Raw genomic sequence first — 11,874 nt, 5'->3', positions numbered from 1 at the left:
ATAATTTTATTAAATGAAAACTGATGATTTTGATTATAAGTTACCAGAAGAGTTAATTGCTAGTTATCCTTTAGAAAATCGTGATGCTAGTAGATTGTTGAAGTTGAATAAGCAAACAGGTGAAATAGTTGATCATAAGTTTACTGATTTTATAGATTTTATAAATCCAGAAGATCTGCTTATTTTTAATAATAGTAAGGTGATGCTTGCCAGATTGTATGGTGAGAAAACTACAGGCGCAAAACTTGAGTATCTTATAGAAAGAGTTAAAACTCCTAAAATTTTTGAAACACATATCAAAGCTAATCGCTCACCAGCTGTTGGCAGTGAGATATATGTCCAAGATACTTTGGCAAAAGTGTTAGAAAAAGATGGCGGTATGTATCTACTTGAGCTGCAGGGTGATAAAGATATTTATCAATTGATGGAGGAGTTCGGACATATTCCTCTTCCTCCATATATGAAACGAGATGATGAGGAGTTTGATGCAGAAAGGTATCAAACAGTATATGCTAAAGATTTAGGTTCTGTTGCTGCTCCAACAGCAGGTTTACATTTTTCAAAAGAGTTAATGCAACAGATAAAAGCTAAAGGAGTTGATATAGCTTATATCACTTTACATGTTGGTTCAGGAACTTTTAAACCTGTCCAAGTTGATGATGTTAATAATCATAAGATGCATTCAGAAGTTATATCAGTACCAGAAGATGTTTGCCATAAAATTCGTCAAACAAAAGCAAACGGTGGTAGAATTATAGCTGTGGGTACAACTTCTGTTAGATCTCTTGAGACAGCTGGAAAAAATGGTCAAATTGAGCCTTATCAAGGCGAGACCGATATATTTTTATATCCTGGGAAAAAATTTAATATAATTGATGCAATGATTACTAATTTTCACTTGCCGAAGTCTACTTTGATTATGTTGGTTAGTGCATTTGCAGATAAAGAGAAAATCATGAAAGCATATGAGCATGCAATAGCTGAGAAGTATAGATTTTTTAGCTATGGCGATGCGATGTTTATTTATGAATAGTTTTTAGAATATATAATGTCATTATCGTATTTAATACGATAGTTTCTAATTTATAAATTAAAATTTCAAAACTCTGCTTTTAAAGTGGATGATATATTAAGTTAAGGAATATGATGAAAAAAAAAGCATTCTTTTTTGATATTGATGGAACTTTAGTACATGAGAAAAAAGGTCAACTTTTTGTCTCTGATAAAAATATTCAGGCTATAGAAGCTTTAAGAAAACAAGGTTATAAGACTTTTATAGCAACAGGTAGAACACAAGGGTTTATTCCTAAAGCAGTGTTAGATTTACCAATGGATGGATTTATTACAGCAAATGGCTCTGTTGTTAGAGTAGGAGATAAGCTGGTTTATGAAAAGCTTTTTCCTCAAAGTGCTATAGATGATGTTTTAAAATTTTGTGAAAAACATAATCATGATTGGCTTTTTGAAGGTGAGTTTGCTTATGTTAATGATTTAGAGTCAGATGATCTTGAGTACTTTTATAATAATGTGATTGTCAATAAAGATAAAATTATAACAACACATAATTTATATAATGTAACTATTTATAATGCTCTAGTATTAGGTAGAGATGTTGACACTGTAGCGTTACAGCATACTTTAGGAAATAGCTATGTTATAGCTCCACATAATGAAAATGGTTATGTTGATTGTTATTTGGCTGGACATACAAAAGCTGATGGCATAGATAAAGTTGTTGAAAACCTTAGTTTAGATGAGTATGAAACATATGCATTTGGCGATGGTAATAACGATTTAGAAATGTTTGATAGAGTTGATGTTGCAGTAGCTATGGAAAATGCTTCAGATAGATTAAAAGAAAAGGCAACATTTATAACTAAAGCAAATTATCATGATGGTGTTTATTATGGTTTACTTAAGCTTGGTGTAATTTAGTTTTAAAATTAATTTGGAATATGAGTAAAAAATGATTTCTGTTATTTTCTGTTTTATTATTATAGGTATTATAGTAGGTACTTTATCAGCACTATTTGGTTTCGGTGGTGGGGTTATAGTAGTTCCAGCTATTGCAATGTATATTTCTGTTTATGATCCTACATATGCATCTAATTCGATGCATATAGCTATTGCGACATCTTTGCTTGTTATGTTGTTTACATCATTGAAAACAACTTATGCTCACCATAAAGCGAATAATATTATTTGGGATATTGCGCTAAAATTAAAGTTAGGGTTAATTATAGGTACTATTGTGGGCGCAGTAGTTGCTAGTTATCTTTCAAGTATCTTGTTAAAAATCCTATTTATTATATTTTTGATATATACAATTGCTAAACTAATATTAAAAATGATAAGTAATGCAAGATCAACAAAAGTTAATAAATCCAGTCATAGTATAAATAAGCCATCATCTAAGTTATTGTATGCTTATGGTCTTATAACAGGTTTTGTATCAGTTGTGCTTGGTATTGGCGGAAGTATAATTATTGTTCCTTTCTTAAGAGGGCGTAATTATAAACTTACATCAGCAGCCGCAATTTCATCATCGATAATACCTTTTTTAGCACTTTTTGGAGCTATTTCATACACATTGATAGGGTTTGGAGATCCAAACTTACCTAGTTATTGTTTAGGATATGTTTATCTGCCAGTAGCTGTTAGTATAATTGTTGGTTCTTTTGTTGGTGTATCAATTGGTGTTAAATTGTCACGAATAGTCCCTAATAAAATACAGGACTGGGTATATTTGGTATGTATTGTTGTGATTTTAATTCTTATGATTCTTTAGGTTTTGTAAAAGCTAAAATATAAAATAATGGTGCATTTATAAGAGCTATTATATATTTTATAACTAATGTTGATATTATTATTTCAAAGGCAAATTGTATAGGTAGTATTCCAGCTAGTGCAAATCCATAAGTTATAAGAGTTGTATCTAGTATTTGAGAAATTAATGTTGAACCAGTATTTCTAAACCATAACCATTTCATATCGGAGCTAAAACTTTTAATTTTTGAATAAATAAATACATCAAAAAGTTGTGATATTAGATAAACGCAATTACCAATAATTACAGCCTTTAATGCACCACCATTAATTGAAAAAAATAAGCTAAAAGCATGATTTGTTTCTTTATAAAAAGAATCATTAATAGAGTTAAATAGTGTGGCCATAAACATCAAAAGTACAAATGATAAACCAAAAAATATTGATTTAAGTACAGCTTTTCTAGCCTCTTGTCTACCATATTTCTCATTAAGTAAGTCATTAGCAGTAAAAATACCACCAAACATAACATTACCTAAAGTTGCAACTATATGGAATCCTGCTATATCATAAGTAACGCCCTTATTTACTTGTATGTTAGCAGCTATAACACTGATGACAATAAATACAAATAATCCTTTTTTACCAAAAAGCTTATAAGATAGCAGAAGTATAAAAAAGTCTATAAATGTAAATAGAATTAAAATATTAAAATTACTCATTTGTTTACCTTTAGTTTTGTTTACCCTGGATAGTTACGAACAGGGGGTTTAAAATCTGGTATAATATATCAAAAGTATTTGGTAATAACAAATCTATGTTATAGGAGATTGCTTTATGCGTTTTGCTCATGTGATGTTAAGAGTTAAAGATTTAGATAAATCTGTGGATTTTTATACAAATATACTAGGAATGAGTGTTCAAAAGAAAATGGATAATCATGAGTATAAATATACTCTAGTATTTCTAGGATATGGAGGTATTTCTAATCATACAGTTTTAGAATTAACATATAACTGGGGTGATCATCAGTATGATCATGGTAATGCATTTGGACACTTATGTATGCAAGTTGAAGATGTCTATAAAGCTTGTGAAGATGTTAAAAATAAAGGTGGAGTTGTAACTCGTGAAGCAGGCCCTCTAAAGGGTGGTACACAAGTTATAGCATTTATAAAAGATCCTGATGGTTATCAAATAGAACTTATTGAAAAAGCTTAATGAATACTATAAATATAAAAGATACTTTAAATATCATAATAATAAGGGGCTATTATAGTAAAGGTGATTCTGTTGAACATGTTAACGTTGATGGTATAAAAGTTAAAGTTACGACAGTAGCTCTAGGGCGTCCAGTTTTTGTTAAAAGAAAACTAAAAAGAATTATTAATAAATACCAAATTAGTTCGGAAAATTATGATTTAATATATGCTATTTCTATGTCAGCAGGAATATCGTCATTAATAGATGAGGAATTATATAAAAAATTACATTTAATTACGCCTTTTTTTATTCATCATAAAACCATGCTTGTTCTTAGAAAAGTTAGACTTAGAAAGATGCTGGGGGCTTATTTTTTATTACTTATGAATGGTAAGCTAGGTAAATTTAATAAGGATATTAGAGTTACTCTTACAGAAAATGATGATATCGTTGATAATAAATTTTTTGAAAGTACTTGGGGTAATGTTAACTTAGTTAGAGATTTAGATCATACATTAACTCATGAAGTTGTTGAGGAAATTATTAGAAAGGACATTCAGTTAATTTCCAAGAATAGTTAAAACCGTAAAACTTTAGCAGAATAAGATATTTATTTAATTATTGATAGAACCAAGTAATCCATACTTATTGTTATCTAAAGGCCCAGCAGGATTATCATCAAAGAACTTATCATTTATAGTAAGATGGTATGAGTTAAACTTCTGAGTAGGAATTGTAAGTCTAATATAAAGATAAGTATCTTTAGAATTAGGAGGAGATACAGCAAAATATTTAGCTACTGTAAACTGTCTATTGATACTATTGAACTCTCCATTGTAATGACTAGCAGAAAGTCTTGTTAGATCACCTAGCTGAACTTTTTTAGGCATATTAGCAATCCATTTTTTAAGAATATTAGTTCTGTCAACTATATCTGTTGAGGAATCTTGATTTTGGTTGTTAACATTATTTAGATGATAATAGTTAGTATTCCAAACATAACCATTATTAGTAACTTTAGATCCATATTCTCCTTTATATCCCTCTTCAAAGTTTGCAACTTGTTGATGATCACTTATTGTATATAAAGCAGGATTATTTTGGCTAAATATTTTTGCTTTATTTTTTTCAACTTGTGCTACCGTTGAGTAATTTTTAAGGAGATTTTCGACTGTAGTTGTTTCAATTTGATCTACATTTTTAGCAGCAGGCATATGGCTAGCAGGATCATTTACTAAGACGGTTAATCCTTTTGAATTAGTACCTCCAGCAATATATGGATATCCTTTTGCTGTATTATCTGTGTTGTATGTTAATGCTAAAAAACTATTCCCTTGTTTAAATTTAAATATCTCTAAACGTTCTTTACCAATTATTTCAGCATCTCTATTTTTAAATATCAAAGTTCCACCACCTTTGACGATATTCCCTGCAAATCCCATCGATGTACAAGCAAAACTTGAGATGTACGCTAGACTTATTACTGATGCAAAAAGGATCTTAAATTTATTTTTCATAAGTGAGATTTTATATTTAAATTTTATAACTTAAATATAATTTTATTTTAATTATGTATAAATATAAAGTTTAATTTTTTATGGCAATACCCCTAAGTCTTACATAATCAGCATACCACTTACCATTTTTAAAAAGATGCTCATGTGCAAGAATTTCAGCATCATTTAGAAATTCATCTATATTATCCATTTGTTTTAATAAATTTACTCTAAATGTTTTAACCCAGTTTTTGAAACCATCTTTGCCTTCAAGAAGAGTAGGTCTTTCAAATAGAGTCATATATTTTACTGTAAATCCATTTTTTTCAAGAAGAGAGCTATATTCAGAGATACTGGGGTAGAAATTATTTATATCATAGTCACTAATATTGTATTTTTTTGCAGTAGTATCTAAGCTAGATAATACTTCCTTAATATTACCTTTACCACCCATCTCAAATACAAATTTGCCATTTTTTTTCAGAATATTATTTATATTTTTAATAACAGCAAGAGGATTGGTCATCCAGTGTAGAGCAGCATTTGAAAAAACTGCGTCAAAGCTTTCCTTTTCAAAGTTTAGGCATTGTTGAGCATCCATTTGTTCAAAATCAATATCAGGATAATTTTCTTTTGCTTTTTTAAGCATGTTTTCTGAAATATCGACACCTGTAACTTTAGCGCCAGTTTTCTTTATTTCATTACTAAGCTCGCCTGTACCACAGCCTAAATCTAGAATGTTTTGTCCTTTAATAGGGTTTAAAAGATCTAAAACCTCATTACCATATTGTGTAACAAACTTTCCAGTAGAGTTATAGGATTTAGGCTTCCATAAATTATTATTGCTCATAAAAATCCTTATTTTATTTTCTATCCTCTAGAGATAGTCGAATGATGAAATAACCAATATATTAGTAATCCCCATATACCAAAGATTAAACCAACTAAAATCCAAATATTCTTAGGAAGTAGAATGGTTGTTAATCTTTTATCTAAGACTTTCGGAATATCTTTTGCAATTCCTAAGCCACAAAAAATATGTATTAGAACATTAAAAGCAACAATTATTGGTAATGAGTTATGTATTAAAGTTGAAGAAATTGTATTAATATCCATAATTAAACCTTTAAAAAACTATATGAGCATGTTCTTTAGAGTGATATGCATTTTGATAGTATTCACGAATAATATCAATAACTTCTTCTGTAGTATCAACAAGATGTAGAATTTTTAGATCATCTTTATTAATAACTCCATTTTCTAACATTGTTGTTTTAATCCAGTCTACGAGTCCTCCCCAGAAGTCTTTACCAAAGAGAATAACTGGCATGTATGTCTTTTTTTCAGTTTGAATAAGAGTTGATATATCAAATAACTCATCCATAGTTCCAAATCCTCCGGGCATAACTATATAAGCCATAGAGTGCTTAATAAACATCGCTTTTCGAGTGAAAAAATATCTATAAGAAAGGCTTATATCTTGGTACTTATTAGGCTTTTGCTCATGGGGTAATGTTATATTTAAGCCAACACTAGAGGAGCACCCTTGTAGGCCACCTTTGTTTCCAGCTTCCATAATCCCAGGGCCTCCACCTGTAATAATTGTAAATCCATGATTTGATAGCTTTTCTGCTATTTCAATTGTTTTTAAATAGTATTTATTATCTTTTTTTAATCTTGCTGATCCAAAAATACTTATAGCTGGAGTTAGCTTATCTAATCGCTCATAACCCTCTACAAGTTCAGATGTTATCTTTAATATATTCCATGTTTCTTTTGCTCGATCAAAAGTTACTTCACCATCATGTGTTGGTACTATTTTTTTATTATTATACATAGAGCATCTCTCTTTAAATAAATTAGGCTAGTGTTTTATTTTATGATTAACTATAATTATATCTATTAGTTTAGTGTATTTGTATCATATAATCACTAAAGGTTATAATACAAAAATTAAAGATTTTAATAAAACTTCACAAAGGAGAATTTACATGGGTTTTCTAAAAGGTAAGAAAATATTAGTTACTGGTCTTTTAAGTAATAAGTCAATTGCTTATGGTATTGCAACAGCTTTACATAGAGAAGGTGCCGAGCTAGCTTTTACTTATGTTGGCCAATTCAAAGAAAGAGTTGAAAAACTAAGTGCTGAATTTGATCCTGCAGCAGTTCTTCCTTGTGATGTTACATCAGATCAAGAAATCAAAGATTTATTTGTAGAGCTTGGCAAAGTTTGGGATGGTCTTGACGGTATTATTCATTCAATTGCATTTGCTCCACGTGATCAGCTTGGGGGAGATTTTGTTGATACAGTAACTCGTGAAGGTTTTGCGATTGCTCATGATATTAGTGCATATTCTTTCGCCGCATTAGCTAAAGAAGGTCGTGCAATGATGAAAGGTAGAAAAGGCTCTATCGTAGGTCTTACTTATATCGGAGCTGAGAAAGCTATGCCTAGTTATAATACTATGGGTATTGCTAAAGCATCTTTAGAAGCTACTATGAGATATACAGCTCTTGCATTAGGCCCAGATGGAATTAATGTAAATTGTGTATCAGCAGGCCCAATTAAAACTTTAGCTGCTTCTGGTATTTCTAATTTTAAGAAAATGTTAGATTATAATGCTACAGTTTCTCCGCTTAAAAAGAATGTTGATATTATGGAAGTTGGTAATACAGTCGCTTTCCTATGTTCTGATATGGCTTCAGGAATTACAGGGGAAAATATCCACGTTGATGCTGGTTACCATAGTGTATTAATGGGTAATGTTCTTTAATTCTCTTTAAATTAGTCTAATTCAATCTCATTTTATTCATATAAATAAAACTGATATGTTTTATCAAAAATATTAATTATTCTTATTTGTTTTAATAGTTGATAATAACCTTATAAAAAAATTATAAGGTTGTTTATGAAAAAAAGAGCTTTTAACTTTGTACTTGCTTCAATGTGTGTCTTTGGAGTATCTCAAGGTATCGCACAAACAAATCCACAGTGCTTAGATAAATCTTTCACTTTGCAACTTCTTGGTTCGGGAGGACCAATCACAGATGATGCTAGAGCATCTGCAGGTGAATTGATTTGGTTAGATGGCAAGTCTAAGATTTTGATCGATGCTGGCGGTGGTACTTATCTTAGATTTGGTCAATCTGGAGCTCGATTAGAAGATTTGAAAATGATTAATATGACTCATTTTCATGCAGATCACTCAGCAGATTTACCAGCGATATTAAAAGGTGCATATTTTTCTGATAGAAAAGATGATTTACCTTTATCTGGTCCTACACACTCAGGTCTTTTCCCAAGTGCAACAGATTTTCTTCAAAGAATATTTGGGAAAGATCATGGAGCTTTTGCATATTTACATGGAATACTTACAGGTACAGATGGTTTTCCTTTTAAGCTTGATCCTGTAACAAATGTTGATTATACAAAATTAGAGCCTACCAAAGTCTTCTCAAATGATGAGTTTACTGTTTGGGCATTAGGGATTCCTAAAGGCGATGTTCCAACTTTAGCATATAAGATTGTATCTAAGAAAGGAACTATTGTAGTAGCAGGTGCTGGTGGTAGTAACAAACATGACAGATTTAGAGATGCTTTTATTAAATTTGCAAAGAATGCAGATATTCTAATGATGCCTATGCCAATTGATGAAAGCGCAGATACAGCAGGTAGCTTCTTACATGCTAAACCATCAGTAATTGGGCAAGTTGCAGCAGCAGCTAATCCCAAAGCATTAGTTTTAAGTCATTTCTTAGGTAAAGGTTTAGTGCTTAAAGATGAGTCTACAAAAATAGTTAAAAAGTATTATAAAGGACCTATCTATGAAGGTCGAGATTTAGCATGTTTCCCAGTTAATGGAGTTAAATAGGAGAATTTAGGATGAAAAAAATACCTTTAACAATAGTTTTAACAGCTTCTATATCATTTAGTGTTGCTTTAGCAGAAGAGGCTAAAGCTCCAATTACTCAAACTCAAAGTGTTCAGGATGTATCTGAGAGTAGCCCTATAGCGCAAGGTGAAGGTAAATGTGCTAGCGGTAAATGTGGCTCTCTTAAAAAATTTGGAGTAGTGGATGTCGATGCTGATGAGCAAGATGGAAAACTTGTCAGAGCAAGAGATGGTAACTGTGGCACAAAGGTTTGTAAAAGTTATGGTAAACAAGATAAAAAAGAGATAGCACAACTAGGTAAATGCTCTAATGGAGTTTGTGGACAATGACAGGTAAATATCAAGGTATAGGTTTAAGATCAGAACATCAATCAATATTATCTACACAAAAAATTGATGGAATTGATTTTTTAGAACTTTCTCCAGAAAATTGGATGAATTTAGGAGGTTTTAAGCAAGACTATCTTGATAGAGTAGCTAGTATTTATCCTATCATAGCTCATGGTTTGAGTTTGTCGATAGGTGGTTTTCAACCGCTTAATAAAAAATTTTTAAATGAAATTAGAGTATTTTTAGATGATTACAAAATAGAAGTTTATAGTGATCATTTGTGTTTTTCTGATGATGAGAAAGGGTATCTGTATGATCTTTTGCCAGTTCCTAGAGAGAAAGAAAATATTTCTTATATTTGTGATCGTATAGATCAGGTTCAAGAGATTATAAAAAGACCTCTCACTTTAGAAAATATTTCATACTATTATGAGTATGATAATGATATGAGTGAGCTAGATTTTATTAATGAAATTTTACAAAGAAGTGGTGCAAAAATGCTTCTTGATATAAATAATGTTTATGTCAATGGGCATAATCATAACTATGATGCTTATGAGTTTATAAAAGGTATAAATAAAGGCAGTATCAATTATTACCATATTGCAGGGCATTATAAAAAAGGTGATTTTATTTTAGATACACATGGTAAGGATGTAATACAAGAAGTAAAAGAGCTAGCTAAATTTACAATAGAGCAGCACGGATGGCATCCAATGCTACTTGAACGCGATCATTTTGTACCAAAGCTTGCTGATTTAGTTAATGAGTTGAATGGCATAACAGATGTTATAGAGGGAAAAATATGAATATATCAGAGTCTATAAAAAGTAAAATGCAAAGTTTTACACATGCTATTCGTTATGGTAATTCAACTGATAAAAAGATACAAATGTATCGAGAATTTATCATTGGCAATGTTTCTGGTGTCTTGGAAAATACTTTTCCTTATTTTAACATCCATGCATCCCGAGAATTAAAAGATACTATCTTAAAAGTTTTCTTTGAGGATAATATATCATCTGAGCCAGCATTTCATCAGATTGCTACAGGAATATTAAAATCTTCAAAGTCTGTAGAAATGAGTGAAAAATGGTCTAAGTTAATAGAGTTTGAGTGGCTACTTTTTTCTATAGAAATAGATGAATCTAAAGTTTTTAAGAATATAGAGATTACTAAAAATCTAAGTTTTAGAGATATAAAAAGTATACAAGCAAATCCAACGTTAACTTTTATATCATTACCATTTGATATAAACGATTTAAATGAAAAAATAAGTGAAGATCAGAATATGCTATATGCAATCTATCGTGATGTAAATCACAGAACTTCATATCACATGTTATCACCATTAGAGTTTGCAGTTCTAAGCTCTATGCTAGAAAAAGGTGTTAGTATTGTTGACTTGTATGATTTTCAACAAATAGACAATAAATATAAAGAACAGCTAATCAAGAGTTTAGTCTCTTGGCACAATCAAAATATGATTAGTTTATCAGTATAAGGAGCAATTTATGATAAATAGGATATATGAAATATATTACAAGATTATCCAAAAGTTTCAGTCTATCGATTTTTTGCTTTTGTTAAGTATAAGACTTTATTTAGTACCAACAATGTTTACAGGGGCTAGATCAAAAATTGAAGGATTCAGTACTACAGCAGCTTGGTTTGGAGCACCAGCTTCTCAAGGAGGATTAGGCATGCCTCTTCCAGATGTTATGGCATTTTTAGCGACTTCTGCAGAAGTTATTGGATGTATAGGTATCGCGTTAGGATTATTTACTAGACTTGTTTCAATTCCAATGATGTTTGTAATGGGTGTTGCGGGTGTTATGGTGCATTGGGTTCATGGTTGGCCAGCTATTGCAGATAAAACAGCAGAATCTACACAAAGATTAAACGATCTATTTGTATGGCTATCGCAAAACTTCCCAGATAGATATAACTATGTTACTGCTTTAGGTGATCCTGTAATGCTAAATGGTGGTATGGAGTTCTCTGTTACATACTTCATTATGCTATTTACACTATTCTTATATGGTGGCGGAAGATATGTGAGTGCTGACCATTGGCTAAAAAAAATATTTATCAAAAAATAAATAATTTTCCTTTTTCTGTAATTATTAACTCATACATATTATAACTCTTAAAATAGAATAGTTATTATCTATTAATAAGATTTTA

16 protein-coding genes are annotated in these 11,874 nt (G+C 30.5%); 11 read left to right on the top strand and 5 right to left on the bottom strand.

Annotated features, from left to right (window positions below; translation table 11 throughout):
- Window positions 1–13: 13 nt before the first annotated feature.
- The 3 genes from queA (at window position 14) to R8535_RS01720 (ending at window position 2,788) form a co-directional block, all read left to right on the top strand.
- Window positions 14–1,033: a tRNA preQ1(34) S-adenosylmethionine ribosyltransferase-isomerase QueA gene (gene queA / locus R8535_RS01730; protein WP_329495945.1), complete on the top strand. Its 1,020-nt coding sequence runs from the start codon at window positions 14–16 to the stop codon at window positions 1,031–1,033.
- Between the two features lie 113 nt (window positions 1,034–1,146).
- Entirely contained in the window at window positions 1,147–1,935 is a 789-nt protein-coding gene (locus R8535_RS01725; protein ID WP_329495997.1) for a Cof-type HAD-IIB family hydrolase, read from the top strand.
- A gap of 31 nt (window positions 1,936–1,966) precedes the next feature.
- Window positions 1,967–2,788 (top strand): sulfite exporter TauE/SafE family protein, encoded by an 822-nt coding sequence (locus R8535_RS01720; RefSeq protein WP_329495943.1) that lies wholly within the window; start codon window positions 1,967–1,969, stop codon window positions 2,786–2,788.
- Here the strand turns inward: R8535_RS01720 and R8535_RS01715 are convergent.
- Window positions 2,775–3,488 (bottom strand): queuosine precursor transporter, encoded by a 714-nt coding sequence (locus tag R8535_RS01715; protein WP_329495941.1) that lies wholly within the window; start codon window positions 3,486–3,488, stop codon window positions 2,775–2,777. The two genes, R8535_RS01720 and R8535_RS01715, sit on opposite strands and share 14 nt — an antisense overlap.
- 115 nt (window positions 3,489–3,603) lie before the next feature.
- On the opposite strand from R8535_RS01715, the gene gloA reads away from it, so the two are divergent.
- Window positions 3,604–3,987: a lactoylglutathione lyase gene (gene gloA, locus R8535_RS01710; RefSeq protein WP_329495940.1), complete on the top strand. Its 384-nt coding sequence runs from the start codon at window positions 3,604–3,606 to the stop codon at window positions 3,985–3,987.
- Entirely contained in the window at window positions 3,987–4,550 is a 564-nt protein-coding gene (locus R8535_RS01705) for a hypothetical protein (protein WP_329495938.1), read from the top strand. Before gloA ends, R8535_RS01705 begins: the two co-directional genes overlap by 1 nt.
- Before the next feature lie 33 nt (window positions 4,551–4,583).
- Here the strand turns inward: R8535_RS01705 and R8535_RS01700 are convergent, their stop codons facing one another.
- The 4 genes from R8535_RS01700 to R8535_RS01685 all read right to left on the bottom strand — a co-directional run bounded on the left by R8535_RS01700 (window position 4,584) and on the right by R8535_RS01685 (window position 7,302).
- Window positions 4,584–5,486: a hypothetical protein gene (locus tag R8535_RS01700; RefSeq protein WP_329495936.1), complete on the bottom strand. Its 903-nt coding sequence runs from the start codon at window positions 5,484–5,486 to the stop codon at window positions 4,584–4,586.
- A gap of 70 nt (window positions 5,487–5,556) precedes the next feature.
- The gene (locus R8535_RS01695; RefSeq protein ID WP_329495935.1) at window positions 5,557–6,315 is read right to left on the bottom strand and encodes a class I SAM-dependent methyltransferase; all 759 of its coding nucleotides are present in this window, start codon (window positions 6,313–6,315) and stop codon (window positions 5,557–5,559) included.
- Window positions 6,316–6,335: 20 nt separating this feature from the next.
- Window positions 6,336–6,581 (bottom strand): hypothetical protein, encoded by a 246-nt coding sequence (locus tag R8535_RS01690; RefSeq protein WP_329495933.1) that lies wholly within the window; start codon window positions 6,579–6,581, stop codon window positions 6,336–6,338.
- 10 nt (window positions 6,582–6,591) lie between these two features.
- On the bottom strand, window positions 6,592–7,302 hold the full coding sequence (locus R8535_RS01685) for a TIGR00730 family Rossman fold protein (RefSeq protein ID WP_329495931.1): 711 nt from the start codon (window positions 7,300–7,302) through the stop codon (window positions 6,592–6,594).
- A 154-nt stretch (window positions 7,303–7,456) separates the two neighbouring features.
- Between R8535_RS01685 and R8535_RS01680 the strand changes: the two genes are divergently transcribed.
- From R8535_RS01680 to R8535_RS01655, 6 genes are all read left to right on the top strand, one after another.
- Window positions 7,457–8,239 carry an enoyl-ACP reductase FabI gene (locus tag R8535_RS01680; protein ID WP_329495928.1) on the top strand — a complete coding sequence of 261 codons (783 nt, stop codon included), beginning with the start codon at window positions 7,457–7,459 and terminating at the stop codon, window positions 8,237–8,239.
- Window positions 8,240–8,374: 135 nt separating this feature from the next.
- Window positions 8,375–9,337: an MBL fold metallo-hydrolase gene (locus tag R8535_RS01675; RefSeq protein WP_329495924.1), complete on the top strand. Its 963-nt coding sequence runs from the start codon at window positions 8,375–8,377 to the stop codon at window positions 9,335–9,337.
- Window positions 9,338–9,348: 11 nt separating this feature from the next.
- Window positions 9,349–9,687 (top strand): hypothetical protein, encoded by a 339-nt coding sequence (locus R8535_RS01670; protein ID WP_329495922.1) that lies wholly within the window; start codon window positions 9,349–9,351, stop codon window positions 9,685–9,687.
- The gene (locus R8535_RS01665) at window positions 9,684–10,496 is read left to right on the top strand and encodes a DUF692 domain-containing protein (protein ID WP_329495920.1); all 813 of its coding nucleotides are present in this window, start codon (window positions 9,684–9,686) and stop codon (window positions 10,494–10,496) included. The genes R8535_RS01670 and R8535_RS01665 overlap by 4 nt, the downstream gene beginning before the upstream one ends.
- Window positions 10,493–11,191 (top strand): HvfC/BufC family peptide modification chaperone, encoded by a 699-nt coding sequence (locus tag R8535_RS01660; RefSeq protein ID WP_329495918.1) that lies wholly within the window; start codon window positions 10,493–10,495, stop codon window positions 11,189–11,191. The genes R8535_RS01665 and R8535_RS01660 overlap by 4 nt, the downstream gene beginning before the upstream one ends.
- A gap of 10 nt (window positions 11,192–11,201) precedes the next feature.
- Window positions 11,202–11,789: an HvfX family Cu-binding RiPP maturation protein gene (locus R8535_RS01655; RefSeq protein WP_329495916.1), complete on the top strand. Its 588-nt coding sequence runs from the start codon at window positions 11,202–11,204 to the stop codon at window positions 11,787–11,789.
- The last annotated feature ends 85 nt before the right edge of the window (window positions 11,790–11,874 follow it).

This window comes from Francisella sp. 19S2-4, assembly GCF_036281795.1.
Classification (GTDB): Bacteria; Pseudomonadota; Gammaproteobacteria; order Francisellales; family Francisellaceae; genus Francisella.
This window is presented reverse-complemented; position numbering and strand designations above follow the sequence as displayed.